Consider the following 18,440-nt stretch of genomic DNA (forward strand, 5'->3'; position numbering starts at 1 on the left):
CTTTGAATGCTCTCAGGCGACCTGCCCTGCTTCCCAGCCGAGGATCGCCTGCTTGCGCGTCAGACCCCAATGATAGCCGCACAGCGATCCACCGCGCCCAAGGACGCGGTGACAGGGAACGACAAACGACACCGGATTGCGCCCCACCGCCGTGCCGACAGCGCGCGAGGCCGAGGGCTTGCCGATCGCCGAGGCAATATCGGAATACGAGATCGCACGCCCCAGCGGAATGCGCAGCAGCGTCTCCCACACCCGGATTTCAAAATCGCTGCCGATGAGATGAACGCGAAGCGGGATATCGCGGGACCATTGCGACGGGTTGAAGATGCGATTGGCGAAGGGCTGTGTCCCGGGATGATCTTCGACGAGCTTTGCCCGTGGCCAACGCCTGACCATGTCAGCATAGGCGCTTGCCTCCTCGCCCGCGTCGGCAAATGCCAGTCCTGCCAGTCCGCGCTGGGTCGTCATGATGAGCGCCCTGCCGAAGGGCGAGGCGTGCCAGCCCCAGCGGATGTCGACGCCCTCGCCTCGCGATTTGTACTCGCCTGGCGACATCGCAACATGATTGACGAAGAGATCGTGAAGCCGCCCCGGCCCTGACAATCCAACGTCGAGCGCGGCATCAAGAACACTTGCCGAGCCATCAAGCAGCGCCTTGGCATGATCAAGTGTCAGCGCCTGCAGGAAAGCTTTCGGCGACAGCCCGGCCCAGCGGCTGAAGAGCTTGTGAAAATGGGTAGGGGACAGGCCGGTTCGTGCCGCAATATCATCAAGTGTCGGCTGCTCGCGCCAGTTCTCCGTACAATAAGCAATGGCAGCCTTCACCCGCTCGTAATCGGCCAGGCGCTGGCGATCATCACTGAGTTGGTGGTCGGGACGGACATCAAGCGGCATGGGGCTGGCTCCTTCGATCATCATCCCAATCCTAGCCGCTGGTTTTGCTGGTCGACACCCGATTCTTGCGTTGTCTGATCCTAGTCGCAGATGAAGCGGAACGCACTTCCCTGCTGTTGCACACGCCCTATCGGATTGCCGGGAAAATGCGCTGTGCACAACAAGATGTCGTCATCGCAGCAGCGCGTGAAAATCGCCCGCCGCGTGCGCCCGGCCTCGGCTGAATCATAATCTGATATCATGCCGATCTCGGGATATTTGATCTGCAGCGGCGAATGCACCATGTCGCCTGTGATCAGCGCCTGCTCGCCGGAGCGCTCGCCGACCTCGACGGAAAAATGGTCGATGGTATGGCCGGGTGTCGGGATCATCCGCACGGCCTCGGTGATGGAATGCGTGCTGGTGACGATCTCGGCCCGCTTTGCTGCAACGATCGGCAGGACGCTGTCCTCCATCCACGGACAGCTTGCGGGATCGCTTTCGTGTTTTGCCGACCAGAAGTCGAGTTCACGGTCAGCGAAGAGATAGCGCGCTTTTGGAAAAGTCGGCACCCAGCGCCCGTTTTCCAGCCTGGTATTCCAGCCGACATGATCGCCGTGGAGATGGCTGCACAGCACGACATCGATATCCTCGACCGACAGACCGAGCGCGGCAAGATTAGCCGGCCAGGCATCGCTTGCCATCATGTGCCAGAGGGGGCGCGCCGGCCGCGCCTTGTGGTTGCCAACGCAGCTGTCGACGAGAATGATGAGGCCGTTGGCGCGCACCACATAGCTCTGGATGGTCAACACCACCTTGCCACTCGCCGGATCAAGATAGTCCGGCTCCAGCCAATGACGGTTCTCGGCGATCAGCTCGGGCGTCACCGCTGGAAAGAACTGCGCAAAGGGCATGAATGGCAAGCGGTCCTGCTCGATGATGCGCTCGATGGTGATCGACCCAAGGGACAGCGGTGTCGGCATCGCAGGCTCCAGGAGGCTAGAACTGTGATGCCGGCAGGGCGACGTCGCCCGTCCGCGCCCGTCTCAGCGCGGCATCAAGTGCATCGGCGAAATCGGCGCGCTCGGGTGGCGACAGGGCCGCGGCGATCCGCAGGCTGCGTCCGTGTGAGGTCAGGTCGAGCGCCACCACGCCTTCATCCACGATGACATGGCGCCTGAGCCGCGTCCAATAGGGGTTGAAGCGCATTTCCTGTGGCGTACCCGAAACAGGAACATCGCGGATGATGAGCTCGGACATGGTGAGCGATAATTCCTCACGCCGGCATGCCGCCCGTCGGCATAAAAAAAATGCCAGCGCGATTGCCGCGACATCAAGTCCGAGGAAGCCCACCACCGGCCAGGCGCCGAGAAGCAGAAAGGCGCCGCTGGTGATGGCGTTGAGCGCGCCGACTGATCCGATCACGAGCACCACCCCGCGCCGGCTGAGCGACAGGTGTGGCGTGATCACCGCCTGGAACAGAAACGCCTCCGGCTTGTCCGGCGCCGATGACAAGGAATGGGTGGCGAGGCTCATGGTCGGCGACTATAACCGCTCCATGAGCAAAGCGAAGCCAAAAGCGACCAGTCAGCCTGCCTCTGCGACAAAAAGCGCACGACGCCCGGGCGCGGACGCGATTGCGGCGATGTTCCGCCGCTGGCAGGAGCGCGAACCGCATCCCAAAAGCGAGCTCGAATCAGTCAATGCCTATACGTTGCTGGTGGCGGTCGTTCTCTCGGCGCAGGCGACGGATGCCGGCGTGAACAAGGCGACACGTGCCCTTTTCGCTTGCGCCGACAGTCCGCAAAAGATGGTGGCGCTCGGCGAGGACGCGGTGCGCGAGCATATCAAGACCATCGGCCTCTTCCGCAATAAGGCGAAGAATGTGATCGCCCTGTCGCAAGCCCTGATCGCTGATCATGGCGGCGAGGTGCCGCAGCAGCGCGAGGCGCTGGAAGCCCTGCCGGGGGTTGGCCGCAAGACCGCCAATGTCATTCTCAACTCAGCCTTTGGCCAGCCGACGATGGCCGTCGATACCCACATCTTCCGGCTCGCGAACCGGCTGGGGCTGGCGCCGGGCAAAACCCCGCTTGCCGTCGAGACCGGGCTTGAAAAAGTGATCCCGCGCGAATTCATGCTGCACGCCCATCACTGGCTCATTCTGCATGGGCGTTATGTGTGCAAGGCCCGCGCGCCTGAATGCGGCACCTGCATCATCGCTGATCTGTGTACCAGCCCCGAGAAACGCGTGGTCAGCCTTTGATAAGCGGCGCTTTGGTGGCGAATTGTTCGTCTTGCGGGTGCGCTGGAATCGTTCCGTGATCGAGCGCGTGGCGCACTACGCGGCGCATCAGCGCGATGCCCATCGGCGCCAGAGCCCGCTCCCACAACTCCCGTGCCGTCTCGCCTTTTTTGACAAAGCACCACTCCTGCATGGCCACCGGCCCGGCATCCATGCGCTCGGCCAGGTGATAAATCGAACCACCGGCAATCGCATCGCCCTCCTTCACCGTCCATTCCACCGCCGCCATGCCGCGATGGCGCGGCAGCAGCGAGGGATGATAGCCGATGCCGCCAAGCCGCGCCTTGGCCAGAGCGTCATTGGCTACGCGCGCATGAGAATGCGCCGTGATCAGAAGGTCGACACCGGCGGGGATCATGTCGGCTGGAAGCTTCAGCGGGTCGGCCTGGACCTCAAGCGGTATCGCCGCGCTTGAGGCCGCATCCTGCAAACGATCCGGCACTTGCGGCACGATCACCTTGGCGATCTCGACGGCTTCGGCCTGCAGCATCTTGAAAATTTCAAGGCCAAAATACCGTGATCCGATGAGCACAATTCTCATGAATTTTTCCTTATCCTCCCGCTCACTGCCAGAATTGGCGCGACGACGCCAGCCATAAGGCGACTTGATTTTCACGTCATCCAACGCGATATGCAGGTTACGCAAGGGCGTTGCCCTGTTTCCATTCTGCCAAGTGAGCCAAAGAGCACAGCCATGTCCGACGAAATACCTCCCGAATCCGTACAGCCGGGCCAATCTTTGAACGAGCCGGCGGCACCCAGCGAGGCGGAGCGTCTGGCCGGTGAGGTTGCTGATCTCAAGGACCGCCTGCTGCGCGCCCTTGCGGAGACCGAAAATCTGCGTCGGCGCAATGAGCGCGAGGTCAAGGATGCGGGGGTCTATGCCATCAGCAAATTCGCGCGCGACATGCTGGCCGTTGTTGACAATCTGCGCAGCGCGCTTGCCACCGCTCCGCCAGAGGCACGGGCCGAAGGCTCGCTTGCCGCCACCGTCCTCCACGGGATCGAATTGACCGAGCGCAGCCTCGTGCAGGCTCTGGAGCGCCATGGCGTGAAGGAGATCGTTGCCCTGGGCGCCAAGTTTGACCCCAATCTCCATCAGGCCATGGTCGAAATTCCGCACCCGACCGCACTGCCCGGGACCGTGGCTGAAGTCATGCAGCAGGGCTTTGTTATCGGCGAGCGGGTGCTGCGTCCAGCACTCGTCGGCGTCGCCAGGGCGATGCCAAAGCCGGTGGTCAGTGACGCTGGCCCTGTGGCGGGCAGCGGTATCGATAAAGTTGTGTGATCGCCAGATCACCTGTGACCCGGCACCCCGGCTCGGCTAATCTGCCGCCGATGCCAGCCTGCGAACCCAGCGACAGCGCCCCGCTCACCCCGGTGATGGCGCGCTACATCGAGTTGAAGACCGCCAATCCCGGTTTTCTTCTTTTCTATCGCATGGGGGATTTCTATGAGCTGTTTTTTGACGATGCGGTGATGGCAGCCGGTGCTCTGGGTATCGCCCTCACCAAGCGCGGCCAGTATCGTGGCCAGGATATACCCATGGCAGGCGTGCCGGCGCACGCTGCGGATGACTACCTCCATCGCCTCATCGACAAGGGCTACCGGGTTGCCATCTGCGAGCAGATGGAAGATCCGGCGGAGGCAAAAAAACGGGGCTCGAAAGCCATCGTCCATCGTGATGTGGTGCGCCTTGTCACCGCCGGTACTCTCACCGAAGACCGGCTGCTGGTCGCCAGCGAAGCAAATTATCTCCTCGCCCTGGCACGAACATTTGAAGGCGGCAGCCAGGCCCCGGCGCGGCTTGGCCTGGCGTGGATCGACATGTCGACGGGAGAATTCCGCGTCGGCATGTGTGAACTGAACGTGCTCCAGGGCGAAATCGCCCGCATCGCTCCGCGCGAGATCATCGCTCCGCCGGCGCTGATCGAGGATCTGACGTTACGTCGCCTGTTGAGCGAAAGCGGCGCGGTGGTTACGGCGTTGTCGAAGTCGATCGACGATACGACGCCGTCGGGCGAGCGCCTCGCGGCCTTTTTTGGCACGGCAGCCGCTGCTGATTTCGACAATCTGTCGCGCGCCGAAACGGCGGCGGCGGCCAATATCCTCGCTTATCTTGACGCAACGCAGCTTGGCGTTCGCCCGCGTCTCTCGCTGCCGCAGCGCGAGGGGCCGGGAACCTTTCTTGATATCGATGCCAGCGCGCGTGTTAATCTCGAATTGACGCGGACCCTGGCGGGTGAGCGTGCGGGCTCCCTGCTCTCGGCCATCGATTGCACCGTCACCGCCGCCGGCTCGCGCGAGCTGGCACGCCGCCTCTCGGCCCCGCTGACTGATCCGCAGATGATTATCGAGCGCCAGGAAGCGGTGGCGTATTTGTGCCGCGACCCGATCATTCGTGAACGCCTGCGCCAGGCATTGGCGCCGCTATCCGATCTGCTGCGGGCGCTGGGGCGCCTCGCGCTGGGGCGCGGCGGCCCACGCGATCTGGCAGCGCTGCGTGACGGGTTGACGAAGGCACGGGACATCGCGGCGCTCATTCACCACGCGACCCTGCCGTCGCTTCTGGCACAGTCGATCCGCGATCTTGGAGCGCCCTCGCCAGCGCTTGCCGAGAAACTGACCGCCATGTTGGCCGATGAGTTGCCCCTGTCGCGCCGCGATGGCGGCTTTGTGCGCGCGGCCTTCGATCCGGCGCTGGATGAGGAGCGGCGCCTGCGCGATGACGCGCGCGGGCTGATGCTGGGCCTGCAGGCGACCTATGCCGAGGCGACCGGCATCAGGAATTTGCGGATCAAGCACAATAATGTGTTGGGTTATTTCATCGAGATCAGCGCGGCTGCGGCCGATCGCATGTTTGCGCCGCCGCTCAACGCCGATTTCTTTCATCGCCAGACGCTGGCAAGCCAGGCCCGCTTCACCACCACCGCTTTGAGTGACCTGGAAAGCCGCATCGCGCGGGCAGCCGAGCGCGCGCTGGCGCTGGAACAGCAGGCATTCGAGGCGATGAGCGCCGAGATCGCCGGCGCCGACGATGCCATCCGCAAAGTGGCGATCGCTCTTGCCGCCCTTGATGTCGAGAGTGCCCTTGCCGAGCTTGCCGCCATCCACGGCTGGACCCGCCCCGTTGTCGATCACTCGCTGGCCTTCGCTATTCGCGGCGGACGCCATCCGGTGGTCGAGGCAGCGTTGAAAAAGACTTCAGGCGGCGCGTTCATCGCCAATGATTGCACCCTTGGGCCGGCAGATGAGGCGGGAGACGCCGGCGCCGTATGGCTCCTCACCGGCCCCAACATGGCGGGCAAATCGACGTTCCTGCGCCAGAACGCGCTTATCGCCATTCTTGCCCAGATGGGATCATTCGTGCCCGCCACCATGGCGCATATCGGTATCGTTGATCGCCTTTACAGCCGCGTCGGGGCCGCCGATGATCTGGCGCGCGGACGTTCTACCTTCATGGTCGAGATGGTGGAAACAGCAGTCATCCTCAATCAGGCAACCAATCGCTCGCTGGTCATCCTCGATGAAATCGGCCGCGGCACCGCCACCTTCGACGGTTTGTCGATTGCCTGGGCGACCATCGAGCACATTCATGAGGCTAATCGCTGCCGCACCCTGTTTGCGACCCATTTCCATGAGCTGACCGCCCTCGGCGCCCGCCTGGCGCGCCTCACGCCTGTCACCATGAAGGTCAAGGAATGGAAAGGTGATGTGGTCTTTCTCCACGAGGTCGGGCGCGGCACTGCCGATCGCTCCTATGGCATTCAGGTGGCGAAACTTGCCGGCCTGCCGGCAAGCGTCATCGCCCGTGCCCGGACCGTTTTGTCGAAGCTGGAGGAGGGCGAGCGGGCGCCGAAAGTCGAGACGCTGATCGACGATCTGCCCCTGTTCTCGGTCAGCCGGCAGGCGCCGGTTGAAGCGGCGCGCCATCAGCCGCTTCTTGAGGCGATGATTGGGCTTGATCCCGACGCCATGACGCCGCGCGAGGCCCATGAGGCCCTCTACCGGCTCATGGAATTGCTGCGCTCGGCGCAGGCGTAGTGCTCAGCGTTCCCTCGCAAGTCGCGCCGCCAGCCCTTCGCCAAGAAGATTGAAACCCATGACCGTCAGCGCGATCGCTACTCCCGGCAGAATGGCAAGCAGCGGCTGCGTACCGAGATATGTCTGCGCTTCATTCAGCATACGCCCCCACGAGGGATGAGGCGGTGGCGTACCAAGCCCGAGATAGCTCAGACCTGCCTCAGCCAGGAGCGCCAGCGCCAGCTGGGTTGAGGCCTGAACCGCCAGGCGCGGCAGCAGAAGCGGCAGGATGTGGCGCACCGCGATGCGCAGCCAGCTTGCACCCATGGCGCGTGCCGCCAGCACGAATTCGCGCTCGCGGAGCTGGGCGGCGCTGTCGCGGGTGAGGCGGATGAAGACCGGCATGGTGAAGATGGCGATCGCCATCGCCGCACTGGCAGCCCCCGGGCCAAGGATGAGCCCGGTCATGATCGCCAGCAGGACGACTGGAAAGGCGAAGACGAGATCGCTTGTCCGCGCGATCATCTGGTCGCCAATGCCGTCGGGCTGCATGGCTGCAATCAGCCCGAGGCCGCCCCCAACAACCAGCGACAGCCCGACCGCCCCCACCGACACCAGAAGAGCGTTGCGGGCGCCGATCATCAGGATCGCGGCGATATCGCGCCCCAGCTGGTCGGTACCCAGAAGATGCAGTGAGGAGGGGCCCTGAAGGCGCGAGGCGATCGCCAGCCGGTAAGGGTCACCCGGCGTCCAAACCAGCGAGACGAGTGCGGCAATAAGCATGACCGCCAGCACAGCGCTGCCGATTCCCAGCCGGATCTTTGTGGCGGAGTTTGTCACAAGCCTGACGCCCGGCGCAGGCGCGGATCGATGCTGGCCTGCACGATCCCGACGCCGCTGTGAACGATGAGGATCGTTGCCGCGAAGAGAAAAATGAGGGCGCGCAGCGTGATGATATCGTGCTGGGCGATGGCCTGTGCCATCAGCCGCCCGAGGCCGGGCAGGGCAAAGACGTTCTCGACAATGATCGAGCCGCCGAGCAGGAACGACAGTTGCAGGCCCATGAGCGCCAGCAGCGGCACCATCGCATTGGGCAGGGCATGGCGCACCAGAACGCCGGCGCGCGACAGGCCTTTGGCCTCGGCGGTGCGGATGTAAACTTCCGCGAGCGTCTCGTTGAGCAGCGCGAGCGCCAGCCGGGCGATGATGGCACCTTGGGGCAGGGCAAGCGCAATCGCCGGCAGGATCAGTGCCCTGAGTGCTCCCCAACCGGCCTCCCAGCCGGGAAAACCACCGGATGGAAGCATACCGAGCCCGACGGCGAATGTCAGAATAAGCAGCAGGCCCAGCCAGAAATTGGGAATGGCAAGACCGACCTCGCCAAACGCAGTCACCACCACGGAGAACCTTGGCTGCCAGGCCGCCAGCAGGGCAAGTCCAAGCCCCCATGACAGCGACAGCCCCATCGCCAGGCAGGCAAGCGGCACGCTGACGGCAAGGCGCTCGCCGATCAAACCCGCGACCGCCACCCGGTAGGTCGTGGAGATACCGAAATCACCACGGGCAAGCGCACCGATCCATGCCATGAAGCGCCATGGCGCCGGCTGGTCGAAGCCATGCTCGCTCCTGAGCGCGGCGAGCGCGTCAGGTGTCGCGTTGAGGCCGAGCACCACGGCGGCCGGATCGCCAGGCAGGACATCGATGGCCACAAAAATCACAACAGCAGCGGCAAGGAGGCTTGCCGCGAGCCCCGCAAGACGCACAAGCCCGCTGCGCAGACGCGCCGTGAGGCCGTCTATTTCCACGACAGCTCGGCCAGCGGATTGGCTGGCAGGGGCCAGTTGGTCCACATGCCGGTGAGTGAGCCCTTGGTCACGGTGACCTTGGGCAGCAGAAACAGGAAGACGTTGACCGCATCATCCGCCAGCCGCTTCTGCGCCCGCCCATAGGCGGCATTGCGCGCCTCGTCGCTGGTGGCGGTTTCAGCATCGTTCAATGCCGCGTTGAAGGCCAGCGAACGATACTGGAAATAATAGTCAGGGCGCGCATAGATGTTGATGTCGAGCGGCTCGGTATGGGCAATCAGCGTCAGATCGTAATCCTTGCCGCGAAAGACCCGTTCCAGCCATTGCGGAAATTCCAGCGGCTCGATGGTGATCTTGACGCCGATCTGCTGCAGCATGGCGGCGATGATCTCGCCTGAGCGCCTTGCATAGGCCGGCGGCGGGAGTTTCAATGTCGCCGAAAACCCGTTGGGAAACCCGGCCTCCGCCAGCATCGCCTTCGCCTTCTCCGGATCATAGGCGTTGGTGGCGGTCAAATCGACATAGGCCGGATGGCTGGGCGAGAAATGGCTGCCGATGGGAATGCCAAGGCCCGACATGGCGCCCTCGATCACCTGCTGGCGATCAATCGCCATGGCGATGGCGCGGCGCACGCGGACATCGTCGAAAGGCGCCTTGCCATTGTTCATCGCCAGGATCGTCTTGCCTTCGGTGTAGCCGGTCGTGACCGCCAGACGAGGATCGCGCTTGAGGGCGGGAATGGCCTCAGGCGCGGCAAGATTGCTCAGCGCGTCGCAATCTCCCGCCTTGATGGCGGCAACCTGAACGGCTGGATCGGAGATGAAGCGGAAAATGGCTTTGGCGAATGTTGGTTTCGCGCCCCACCACCTGTCGTTAACGACCAGTTCCACCCGCTCGCCGCGAACCCAGCGGGAGAATTTGTAAGGACCTGTGCCGATCGGGACGGTGGCGTTTTCCGCCGCGCTTCCCTTGGCCACCATCACCGCATCACCCCAGGCGAGCCCGTAAAGAAAATTGGCGGTTGGCCGCGACAGGACAATACGGGCGGAGAGAGGATCGGGCGTATCAACGCGCAAGATGGGATCAAATATCCATTTTTGCGCATTGCGGCTTTCCGGCCGCTTGGCCCGCTCGACCGAATAGGCAACGTTGAACGATGTAAAGGGCGTGCCGTCATGGAAACTCGCGCCCGACCTCAATTTGAAGTCATAGACCAGCCCATCGGCTGATACCTTCCAGCTCTCAGCCAGACCAGGCTGGAGCCTGCCGTCACGATCAATCGCCACCAGGGTTTCGAAGATGTTGCCGTAGGTCAGCTCGCGGATCGCCTGGGCTGGTCCGCGTGTCGGGTCAAGCAATGGCGGCTCAAGTGGCATGCACAGCGTCACCTGCTCGGGCACCTGCGCGGCAAGCGGGGTGGAAAAAGCAGAGGCCAGCATGATGATCCGCAGGCCGTTATGAACACGCATGGCTGTCTCCCGGCTCTTTCGCCCTTACTCGCCCGCTGCCCCCAGCAGCGTCAAGCAGCTTGCCGCCATCACCTTGGCGCTGCCGACCATATCATCAATGCCGACCCATTCATCGGGCTGATGCGCCAGATCGAGATAACCCGGACCATAGGCGACACAGCCCTTGACCGCGCCGAAGCGCGTGACGTGCTTCTGGTCATAGGTTCCAGGCGACGCTATATGGCGCGGTGCCCTGTCAAACACCTCATGGATGAAATGACCAAGCGTCGTCACAACCGCCGCCCCGGGATCGGTCATGGTTGGTGGAAAATGCATGATGTCGCGCAGCTCATAGCCAAGGCCGGGTGTTTCATCGCAGGTTTCATCAAGTAGGGCGATAATTTCAGCCCTCACCTCGCCGAGGTCTTCCTCGATCAGATAGCGCCGGTCGAGCACAAGCCGGCACGAATCAGCCACCACCGGCGCAGGATTGGCGCCGTGCGGTTCGCCCTGTCCGCCATGGATGGAATTGAAGTTAAGCGTGGCCGCGCGCGCCCCCGGCGGCTCGCACGGCATGGCGGTCAGGCGATGGGCGAGGCGCGGATAAAGCTTGTCTTCGACGCGGCCGAGAAACTGCCCCATGCCGCGAATGGCGCTGAGGCCGAGAAACGGCATCGAACCATGGCCGATGCGCCCGCGCATGTCGATTTCAGCCCACCACACGCCGCGATGACCCAGGCACACGCAGTCCGGGTTGAGCGGCTCGGGGATAATCACATGGTCAACGCGATCGGCGGCGAAATAGCCGTTGCGCGCCAGATAACCGACGCCGCCATACCCTCCCGTTTCCTCGTCGACAGTTGCCGAAATCTCTATGGCGCCGCTGTAGGCGATATTTTCAGCGATGATCGCCTCGATCGCCACCATTGCTGCGGCAAGGCCGCCTTTCATGTCACAGGCGCCGCGCCCGTAGACGCGCCCGTCCTTGACCGCGCCGGCAAACGGATCAACCGTCCAGCCATAGCCTGCCTCGACGACGTCGATATGGCCGTTGAAATGAACCGTCGGCCCGGGTGTGGCGCCTTCACGACGGGCCAGCAGATTGAGCCGCGGATAGGCGTCGCTGTCGCCGGGCGTGCCATGAGCGCGGATGTAATCAAGCGAAAAACCGAGTTTTTTCAGCCGCGCGCCGATAAAATGCAGGCAGGGCTCATAGGCGTCCCCGGGCGGATTGATGGTTGGGAAGCGGATAAGCGCCTGCGTCAGTGCCACGAGGTCGGATCGCAAGCCCTCGATGCGCGCAAACAGCCGCTCATGCCGCGTTTTGTCCATCGACCGCTGCGCCGTGGCCCCCTCGCTCATGTCAGCAAACGGCTGACCATGCGTGCCGTGTAATCCACCATGGGCACGATACGCGCGTAATTGAGCCGGGTTGGTCCGATGACGCCGATGACACCGACGATGTTGCGCTTGCTGTCGCGAAAGGGAGCGGTGACCAGCGAGGAGCCCGACAGGGAGAATAATTTGTTCTCTGAACCGATGAAAATGCGCACCCCGTCCGCCTGTTCGGTGGCGCTCAGCAATTGGACGATGTCCTTCTTGCGCTCAAGATCCTCAAACAGCAGGCGCACGCGCTCCAGCTCTTCGACCGCCTTGAGATTTTCAAGCAGATTGGCATGACCATGAACGATGAGAAGCGGCGCCTGCCCTTCCTGCGGTTCGGTCAGGCTGGCAAGGCCGGCCTCCACCACCTTCTTCGTCAGCTCATCGACTTCACGCTGCCGTAATTCCTGGAGCGATTCGAGATCATGGCGTACTTCATCGAGGCTTCGGCCGCGAATATGGGCATTGAGCCAGTTGGTGGCCTCGATCAACGCCGAGGCGGGCAATCCCGTCGGTATCGCCACCACGCGGTTTTCAACCGACCCATCATCGCTCACCAGCACCACCAGCGCCTTATCGGCTTCCAGACGGACGAATTCGACGTGACGGAACCGCGGGTTGGTCTTCGACGTCACCACCAGGCCGGCGCCACGCGTGAGGCCCGACAGCATCGAGGTCGCATCCGACAGAACGCCTTCCAGATTCTTGCTCGCCCCGGAGGTCTTGACCTGTGTCTCGATGCGCTCGCGCTCCTCGGGCCCAAGCTCGCCAAATTGCAGGATGCCATCAACGAATAACCGCAAGCCGAGATCGGTGGGCAGACGCCCTGCCGATGTATGCGGCGCATAGATGAGGCCGAGCGCCTCAAGATCCGACATGACGTTGCGCACCGATGCTGCCGACAAGGTGATCGCCAGGCTACGCGAAATATTGCGCGAGCCCACCGGATCACCCGTCGCCAGATAATCCTCCACCACACGGCGGAAGATTTCCCGCGCCCGCTCATCAAGGCGCGAAAGTTCAGCTATTGGTGGTGGCTTAACGATATCGGACGCCATGTCTGCCTGTCTGGCCTTCCCGTCGATGAAGGTATGGAGCGAGACCAAGTGTGGGCTCTTCCGCCATGAGTATCAAGCCGCGCTTGTTGTTGGTTGATGTCCAGTCTACACCGCAGCGATCATCACTGAAAGGATACGCCATGCGCCCGTCAAAACGCGCCCGCGATGAAATGCGCCTGGTCAGCCTGACGCGCGGCGTCGTTAAATATGCTGAAGGCTCGTGCCTTACCAAATTTGGTGACACGCATGTGCTGGTGACGGCCTCGCTGGAAGAGCGCGTTCCAGGCTGGCTCAAGGGGCGTGGCGGCGGCTGGGTCACGGCCGAGTATGGCATGCTGCCGCGGGCAACGGCGGAACGCAACCGGCGCGAGGCGGCGCAGGGCAAACAGGGTGGACGCACCCTTGAAATCCAGCGCCTCGTTGGCCGCGCCCTGCGCACCGTGGTTGACCTCCAGGCGCTGGGCGAGCGCCAGATTCTCATTGACTGCGACGTTCTGCAGGCTGATGGCGGCACCCGGACAGCGGCGATCACCGGGGCCTATGTGGCGCTGCGCGAATGCTTTGACTGGATGAAGGCGCGCAAGATGCTGCAGGCTGATCCCCTGCGCGATCAGGTGGCGGCGGTGTCCTGCGGCATTGTTGCTGGCGCGGCGGTGCTTGACCTTGATTATGCGGAGGATTCAACCGCTCATACCGACGCCAATTTCGTGTTGACGGGCAGCGGTGGCATCATCGAAGTTCAAGGCACGGCCGAGCGCGAGCCCTTCAGCGAAGCCGAGCTGATGGAACTTCTGCGTCTTGCCCGCCATGGCTGCACCGACCTCTTGCGTCTCCAGCGCGAGGCGTTTGCGTGAGCCGGCGCCTGATATCTGGCGATACGCTGATCATTGCGACGCATAATGCCGGCAAACTTGCCGAGATGGCGGAATTGCTTGCCCCTTTTGGCATCCTCACCCGTTCAGCCGGCGCCCTGCAATTGCCGGTGCCGGCAGAAACCGGCCATACCTTTGCCGAGAATGCCGGCATCAAGGCGCATGCGGCGGCCTCGGTTGCCGGCCTGCCGGCGCTTGCCGATGATTCGGGGCTGTGTGTCGAGGCGCTCGACGGCGCACCCGGTCTCTTTTCAGCCGATTGGGCGGGCCCCGACAAGAATTTCGCGACGGCCATTGCCCGGGTCGAATATGAGTTGCACCGGCGCAACGCGCGTAATCTGCGCGCCCATTTCGTCTCCGCGCTGGTTCTCGCCTGGCCGGATGGCAGCGAGGCATTGTTCGAGGGCCGTGTTCACGGAACGCTGGTCTTTCCGCCGCGCGGCGCGCTTGGTTTTGGCTATGATCCGATATTCCAGCCTGATGAGGACAACCGCACCTTTGCTGAAATGACCTCGCTCGAGAAGCACGGGCTGGAGGTGGCCCTGTCGCACCGCGCGCGCGCCTTCCGGCTTTTGGCCGCTGCCTGTCTCCACCAGCCCGAGGCAGTTTGAATTAGGCGGCGAAGCAGTTTAGGGCTTGACGCCATGAGCGCTGCTGATCCTGGCTTCGGTGTGTACGTCCATTGGCCGTTTTGCGCTGCCAAATGCCCTTATTGCGATTTCAACAGCCATGTCCGTCATCGCGCCATCGACCAGCCACGCTATGCACGAGCCTTGGCAAGCGATATCGCCGCCATGGCAGCCCTTGCGCCCGGCAGGGTCGTCACCTCGATCTTCCTGGGTGGCGGCACCCCATCGCTGATGGAGCCGGCAACGGTTGGCGCCATCCTTGAGGCTGTCGCTGCCCATTGGGCGGTTGATGGAAATGCCGAGATCACGCTTGAGGCCAATCCCTCATCGGTCGAGGCGGAGCGTTTTCGCGGCTATCGCGCGGCTGGCGTCAATCGCCTCTCACTTGGCGTGCAATCACTGGATGACAAAGCCCTGCAACGTCTTGGGCGCCTTCACAATGCGGCGCAGGCCATTGCAGCACTTGAGACCGCGCAGAGCGTTTTCAATCGCGTATCGTGTGATCTGATCTACGCCCGGCCCGAACAGACGGTGAGTGAATGGCGGGGCGAGCTGGCGCGCGCGCTGAAAATCGCAGGCGAGCATATTTCGCTCTATCAGCTCACCATTGAACCCGAGACGCCGTTTGCCGATCTCCATGAGCGCGGTCAGATCAAAATCCCGCTCGGTGAAGAGGCCCGCGCCTTTTATCAGGCAACGCAGGAGCTGACCGAAACCGCGGGCCTGCCAGCCTATGAAATTTCAAATCACGCCCGGCCCGGCGCCGAATCACGGCACAATCTGCTGTACTGGCGTTATGGGGATTATGCCGGCATCGGCCCCGGCGCCCATGCCCGCCTGCCGCTGGCAGGCACAGAAGAACGCGCCGTCTACGTCGGCGAGCGCCAGCCGGAAACCTGGCTCAACAAGGTCGAAACAGCCGGGCAGGGCTTCAGCGAATATGAGCGCCTCGATGGCGAGGCGCAGGCCGATGAAATGCTGCTGATGGGCCTCAGGCTGCGCGAGGGCATCGACCCGGCCCGCTACGAGCGCCTGGGCGGGCGCCCGCTCGACCCCGCCCGCATTGCCGGGCTGGTGGGACAAGGTCTGCTGCAGCGCGCCGATGACGGCAGGTTGATGGCAAGCGAGGACGGATTCATCGTCCTCGATGCCCTCATCGCCGATCTCGCTGTGTAGCGCACATGGCGATGTCGTTTAAACGCAATCTGCCCTAGGCCTTGAAGCGCGCGGCCACGACATCCCAGTTGACGAGCGTGTCCAGGACGGCCTTCACATGATCGGCGCGCCGGTTCTGGAAATCGAGGTAATAGGCGTGTTCCCACACATCGATGCCAAGAAGAGGTGTCATGCCGCGTCCGACCGGATTATTGCCGCCCGGCGTCGTGGTGATCGCCAGTTTGCCATCGCCATTTTGCACCAGCCACGCCCATCCTGAACCGAAGACGGTATTGCCGGCGGCGATCAGCGCTTCCTTCGTCTTGGCTAGGCCTTCGAGATCGCTGTCAATTTTTGCTGCCAGCGCGCCGGCGGGTGCCCTGGCGCCGCCCGGCTTGAACTGGTCCCAGTACAGTTCGTGATTGTAGCATTGGCCTGCCTGGTTGAGGATCGCCTGGTCGGCTGGAATGGTCGACGCCTTCTTCACCACATCGATGAGCGACATGTCGTTATAGTCCTTGCCCTGGGCAAGGCGATTGAGGTTGGCGTAATAGGCGGCGTGATGCTTGCCGTAATGAAGCTGCACCGTCTGCTGCCCGATCGCAGGGCTGAGCGCCGTGTCACTATAGGGCAGCGGTGGCTGGATGAATTTAGGCGTGCCCTGTGCCCGCACGAGACGCGGCATTGCAAGAGTGGCGGCGCTGGCCGCAAAAACGGCCAGCATGGCGCGGCGATGAATGGTCATTGGAACGTCCCCCGGGAAAAAACTTATGTTTGGTGGCCGACTGGTGTCGATTTGGCGCCAGGTCGCGCAAACCCTATTGCGCGACGGGCAAGCCTAGCCGATCTATTGATCCAGTGGAACGACGCAGGTGCAGGCATGGGTGAGGCACGATGAAGCAAGGGGCAGGCGGCAAGGGTGCCTTCCTTGATCGCGACGGCGTCCTCAATGTCGATCACGGCTATGTCAGCCGGACGGAGGATTTCGTCTGGGTTGAAGGCGCGGTGGCGGCCCTTCGCCGGCTCAAACAGGCAGGCTATGTCGTCATCGTCGTCACCAACCAGTCAGGGATTGGCCGGGGCTATTACAGCGAGGCGGATATGAACGCGCTGCACGCATTCATGAACGCCGAGCTCGCGCGTGCCGGCGCCAGGATTGATGCCTTTTATCATTGCCCGTTTCATCCCGAGGCCGAGATCGCCGCCTGGCGCGCCGCCGATCACCCCGACCGCAAGCCCAATCCCGGCATGATCCTGCGCGGGTTGGCTGATTTTTCACTCGATCCGCGGAAATGCTTCCTCATCGGCGATCGCGAGAGCGATATCGAGGCAGCGCAGCGCGCCGGGATTGCCGCCTGCCAGTTCACAGGCGGCAATCTCGATGATGTCGTCGCAACGATCCTGTCAGATCAGCCTTCCTGAAGGCGTCAGGCCGCCGCACCGGTGCCGATCGGGCAGGAAACGCCGGTGCCGCCGAGGCCGCAATAACCCTGCGGATTCTTGGCGAGATATTGCTGATGATATTCTTCGGCGAAATAGAATGTCGGCGCCGCGCCGAGTTCGGTGGTGATCGGACCATAACGCTTGGCCGCAAGAGCCGCCTCGAAAGCCCGCTTGCTGCTCTCGACAGCCTCGCGTTGCGCCGGCGTCGTCCAGTAGAGCGCCGAGCGATACTGCGTCCCCATATCATTGCCCTGACGCATGCCCTGTGTCGGGTCATGATTTTCCCAGAAGCATTTCAGCAGGGCCTCGAAGCTGATTTTTGACGGGTCATAGACCACCAGGACGGCCTCCGTATGCCCCGTCTGCCCCGAACACGCTTCGTGATAGGTGGGGTTCGGCGTCGAGCCGCCCGCATAGCCAACAGCGGTGACATAGACGCCCTCGCCAAGCTGCCAGAATTTGCGCTCGGCCCCCCAGAAGCAGCCCATGCCGAAAATCACCGTCTCGCACCCCTCGGGATAAGGCCCTTTCAGCGGGTGACCGTTGACAAAATGACGCTCGGCGGTGGCCAGAGCCGCCGCACGCCCGGGCAGAGCTTCGGAAGCGGTGGGAATCGACACTTTTTTGCGCAGGCTGAACATCGAACTCTCCAAAGTTTGCGACAGAAGGGGTATCGGAACGGATAATGATCGGACAACGCGGCGCCGGCTGCAACCGGCCTATTCGAGAACATCGCGGCGCGGGCGCCCGATCCGCAGGAAAAGAAAGGCAAAAATCGCCAGGATCATGACGGTGGGCATCCTCAGGATTGTCGTCATGGCGGGGTTCCACAGCAGAGGATGGACATTTTTTTCCATCACCACCTGGAGCGCTGTCAAGGAACCGGCATGGATCTGGAACCAGGTTTTGGCAAGCGACGTCCACACCAGCGCGCTTGCCGCAATCGTGCGCGTCCCGTCGATGACCAAAGCGACAATTGCCGCCGCCAGCAGCCAGAAACCGATAAAGCGAGACGTTCCGGCGATCATGTGGCGGCGTCTGATGTTCCGGTCAGTGTCAGGACAAGGCCAAGCGCCCGGCGGGTAAACCCCAATTCACCATGGGGGCGGCTCACGCGCAAGCCACGATCGGGTGAGCCAGCCCGGCGACACCGGTGAGCGGCACCGCGCCTTGCATTAATCTTCGGTCTCTCGGATCGCCGTTTGATTTTTCCGCGCCACCGGCCTAACAACGCCAGCTTGCGGAGAGGTGGCCGAGTGGTTGAAGGCGCACGCCTGGAAAGTGTGTGTACGGGAAACCGTACCGCGGGTTCGAATCCCGCTCTCTCCGCCATTATCCTATCGCAAACTCCAAAACCTGTGCCTCCGCGCTCGAAATTCCTTTTGTGTTCAAAGGGGTTTGCGGGACGGAACCGAACCTTGGAGACCGACCGGGCGGTGGCCTCCAGTC

General features: G+C 62.8%; 19 protein-coding genes and 1 tRNA gene. 8 read left to right on the top strand and 12 right to left on the bottom strand.

Annotated elements, in window-relative coordinates:
• Nucleotides 1-12: 12 nt before the first annotated feature.
• The 3 genes from ACINK1_RS02535 to ACINK1_RS02545 form a co-directional block, all read right to left on the bottom strand.
• Nucleotides 13-894 (bottom strand): bifunctional helix-turn-helix domain-containing protein/methylated-DNA--[protein]-cysteine S-methyltransferase, encoded by an 882-nt coding sequence (locus tag ACINK1_RS02535; protein ID WP_376801808.1) that lies wholly within the window; start codon nt 892-894, stop codon nt 13-15.
• An 80-nt stretch (nt 895-974) separates the two neighbouring features.
• Entirely contained in the window at nt 975-1,856 is an 882-nt protein-coding gene (locus tag ACINK1_RS02540; protein ID WP_376801635.1) for an MBL fold metallo-hydrolase, read from the bottom strand.
• 16 nt (nt 1,857-1,872) lie between these two features.
• Nucleotides 1,873-2,409: a DUF2244 domain-containing protein gene (locus ACINK1_RS02545; RefSeq protein WP_376801634.1), complete on the bottom strand. Its 537-nt coding sequence runs from the start codon at nt 2,407-2,409 to the stop codon at nt 1,873-1,875.
• 22 nt (nt 2,410-2,431) lie between these two features.
• Here ACINK1_RS02545 and nth point away from each other — a divergent pair, with 22 nt between their 5' ends.
• Complete coding sequence (nth, locus tag ACINK1_RS02550) at nt 2,432-3,136, top strand: endonuclease III (RefSeq protein WP_376801633.1); 705 nt, start codon at nt 2,432-2,434, stop codon at nt 3,134-3,136.
• Here nth and ACINK1_RS02555 read toward each other — a convergent pair.
• Complete coding sequence (locus tag ACINK1_RS02555; protein ID WP_376801632.1) at nt 3,126-3,716, bottom strand: formyltransferase family protein; 591 nt, start codon at nt 3,714-3,716, stop codon at nt 3,126-3,128. The genes nth and ACINK1_RS02555 overlap by 11 nt on opposite strands.
• Before the next feature lie 153 nt (nt 3,717-3,869).
• Between ACINK1_RS02555 and grpE the strand changes: the two genes are divergently transcribed.
• Together grpE and mutS are read left to right on the top strand one after the other, a co-directional pair.
• Entirely contained in the window at nt 3,870-4,463 is a 594-nt protein-coding gene (gene grpE, locus ACINK1_RS02560) for a nucleotide exchange factor GrpE (RefSeq protein ID WP_376801631.1), read from the top strand.
• 14 nt (nt 4,464-4,477) lie between these two features.
• A complete protein-coding gene (gene mutS, locus ACINK1_RS02565) occupies nt 4,478-7,219 on the top strand; it encodes a DNA mismatch repair protein MutS (protein WP_376801630.1) in 2,742 nt (913 codons plus the stop codon).
• 3 nt (nt 7,220-7,222) lie between these two features.
• Here mutS and ACINK1_RS02570 read toward each other — a convergent pair whose 3' ends face one another.
• From ACINK1_RS02570 to hrcA, 5 genes are read right to left on the bottom strand one after another with little or no spacing between them, the layout of a single operon-like run.
• Nucleotides 7,223-8,038: an ABC transporter permease gene (locus tag ACINK1_RS02570; RefSeq protein ID WP_376801629.1), complete on the bottom strand. Its 816-nt coding sequence runs from the start codon at nt 8,036-8,038 to the stop codon at nt 7,223-7,225.
• A complete protein-coding gene (locus ACINK1_RS02575; protein WP_376801628.1) occupies nt 8,035-9,003 on the bottom strand; it encodes an ABC transporter permease in 969 nt (322 codons plus the stop codon). The genes ACINK1_RS02570 and ACINK1_RS02575 overlap by 4 nt, the downstream gene beginning before the upstream one ends.
• Entirely contained in the window at nt 8,994-10,472 is a 1,479-nt protein-coding gene (locus ACINK1_RS02580) for an ABC transporter substrate-binding protein (RefSeq protein WP_376801627.1), read from the bottom strand. Before ACINK1_RS02580 ends, ACINK1_RS02575 begins: the two co-directional genes overlap by 10 nt.
• 24 nt (nt 10,473-10,496) lie before the next feature.
• A complete protein-coding gene (locus ACINK1_RS02585) occupies nt 10,497-11,813 on the bottom strand; it encodes an acetylornithine deacetylase/succinyl-diaminopimelate desuccinylase family protein (RefSeq protein WP_395759964.1) in 1,317 nt (438 codons plus the stop codon).
• Nucleotides 11,810-12,892, bottom strand: a complete 1,083-nt coding sequence (gene hrcA / locus ACINK1_RS02590; RefSeq protein WP_376801625.1) for a heat-inducible transcriptional repressor HrcA — start codon at nt 12,890-12,892, stop codon at nt 11,810-11,812. The genes ACINK1_RS02585 and hrcA overlap by 4 nt, the downstream gene beginning before the upstream one ends.
• A gap of 140 nt (nt 12,893-13,032) precedes the next feature.
• Between hrcA and rph the strand changes: the two genes are divergently transcribed.
• From rph to hemW, 3 genes are read left to right on the top strand one after another with little or no spacing between them, the layout of a single operon-like run.
• Complete coding sequence (gene rph / locus ACINK1_RS02595; protein WP_376801624.1) at nt 13,033-13,746, top strand: ribonuclease PH; 714 nt, start codon at nt 13,033-13,035, stop codon at nt 13,744-13,746.
• Nucleotides 13,743-14,375 carry an RdgB/HAM1 family non-canonical purine NTP pyrophosphatase gene (gene rdgB / locus ACINK1_RS02600; protein ID WP_376801623.1) on the top strand — a complete coding sequence of 211 codons (633 nt, stop codon included), beginning with the start codon at nt 13,743-13,745 and terminating at the stop codon, nt 14,373-14,375. The genes rph and rdgB overlap by 4 nt, the downstream gene beginning before the upstream one ends.
• Before the next feature lie 33 nt (nt 14,376-14,408).
• Nucleotides 14,409-15,569, top strand: coding sequence for a radical SAM family heme chaperone HemW (gene hemW / locus ACINK1_RS02605; protein ID WP_376801622.1), 1,161 nt, complete (start codon nt 14,409-14,411; stop codon nt 15,567-15,569).
• A gap of 34 nt (nt 15,570-15,603) precedes the next feature.
• Here the strand turns inward: hemW and ACINK1_RS02610 are convergent, their stop codons facing one another.
• Nucleotides 15,604-16,293, bottom strand: a complete 690-nt coding sequence (locus ACINK1_RS02610; RefSeq protein ID WP_376801621.1) for a superoxide dismutase — start codon at nt 16,291-16,293, stop codon at nt 15,604-15,606.
• A gap of 149 nt (nt 16,294-16,442) precedes the next feature.
• Between ACINK1_RS02610 and ACINK1_RS02615 the strand changes: the two genes are divergently transcribed.
• Nucleotides 16,443-16,970, top strand: a complete 528-nt coding sequence (locus tag ACINK1_RS02615; RefSeq protein WP_376801620.1) for a D-glycero-alpha-D-manno-heptose-1,7-bisphosphate 7-phosphatase — start codon at nt 16,443-16,445, stop codon at nt 16,968-16,970.
• A gap of 5 nt (nt 16,971-16,975) precedes the next feature.
• Here ACINK1_RS02615 and msrA read toward each other — a convergent pair whose 3' ends face one another.
• Entirely contained in the window at nt 16,976-17,632 is a 657-nt protein-coding gene (gene msrA / locus ACINK1_RS02620; protein WP_376801619.1) for a peptide-methionine (S)-S-oxide reductase MsrA, read from the bottom strand.
• Nucleotides 17,633-17,710: 78 nt separating this feature from the next.
• Nucleotides 17,711-18,019: a hypothetical protein gene (locus ACINK1_RS02625; RefSeq protein WP_376801618.1), complete on the bottom strand. Its 309-nt coding sequence runs from the start codon at nt 18,017-18,019 to the stop codon at nt 17,711-17,713.
• A 214-nt stretch (nt 18,020-18,233) separates the two neighbouring features.
• Between ACINK1_RS02625 and ACINK1_RS02630 the strand changes: the two genes are divergently transcribed.
• Nucleotides 18,234-18,323 (top strand) — tRNA-Ser (locus tag ACINK1_RS02630).
• Nucleotides 18,324-18,440: the final 117 nt, after the last annotated feature.

Origin of the sequence: Raskinella chloraquaticus (SeqCode) (assembly GCF_021731865.1) — a bacterium.
GTDB lineage: Bacteria > Pseudomonadota > Alphaproteobacteria > Rhizobiales > UBA4765 > Raskinella > Raskinella chloraquaticus.

Bases quoted from the DNA above. Each gene is read 5' to 3' on its own strand.
- ACINK1_RS02545 (WP_376801634.1), bottom strand. From the start codon at position 2,409: ATGAGCCTCGCCACCCATTCCTTGTCATCGGCGCCGGACAAGCCGGAG.
- ACINK1_RS02625 (WP_376801618.1), bottom strand. From the start codon at position 18,019: ATGATCGCCGGAACGTCTCGCTTTATCGGTTTCTGGCTGCTGGCGGCG.
- hemW (WP_376801622.1), top strand. From the start codon at position 14,409: ATGAGCGCTGCTGATCCTGGCTTCGGTGTGTACGTCCATTGGCCGTTT.
- rph (WP_376801624.1), top strand. From the start codon at position 13,033: ATGCGCCCGTCAAAACGCGCCCGCGATGAAATGCGCCTGGTCAGCCTG.
- hrcA (WP_376801625.1), bottom strand. From the start codon at position 12,892: ATGGCGTCCGATATCGTTAAGCCACCACCAATAGCTGAACTTTCGCGC.
- ACINK1_RS02580 (WP_376801627.1), bottom strand. From the start codon at position 10,472: ATGCGTGTTCATAACGGCCTGCGGATCATCATGCTGGCCTCTGCTTTT.
- ACINK1_RS02585 (WP_395759964.1), bottom strand. From the start codon at position 11,813: ATGAGCGAGGGGGCCACGGCGCAGCGGTCGATGGACAAAACGCGGCAT.
- ACINK1_RS02615 (WP_376801620.1), top strand. From the start codon at position 16,443: ATGAAGCAAGGGGCAGGCGGCAAGGGTGCCTTCCTTGATCGCGACGGC.
- grpE (WP_376801631.1), top strand. From the start codon at position 3,870: ATGTCCGACGAAATACCTCCCGAATCCGTACAGCCGGGCCAATCTTTG.
- ACINK1_RS02540 (WP_376801635.1), bottom strand. From the start codon at position 1,856: ATGCCGACACCGCTGTCCCTTGGGTCGATCACCATCGAGCGCATCATC.
- ACINK1_RS02610 (WP_376801621.1), bottom strand. From the start codon at position 16,293: ATGACCATTCATCGCCGCGCCATGCTGGCCGTTTTTGCGGCCAGCGCC.
- ACINK1_RS02535 (WP_376801808.1), bottom strand. From the start codon at position 894: ATGCCGCTTGATGTCCGTCCCGACCACCAACTCAGTGATGATCGCCAG.
- ACINK1_RS02555 (WP_376801632.1), bottom strand. From the start codon at position 3,716: ATGAGAATTGTGCTCATCGGATCACGGTATTTTGGCCTTGAAATTTTC.
- msrA (WP_376801619.1), bottom strand. From the start codon at position 17,632: ATGTTCAGCCTGCGCAAAAAAGTGTCGATTCCCACCGCTTCCGAAGCT.
- nth (WP_376801633.1), top strand. From the start codon at position 2,432: ATGAGCAAAGCGAAGCCAAAAGCGACCAGTCAGCCTGCCTCTGCGACA.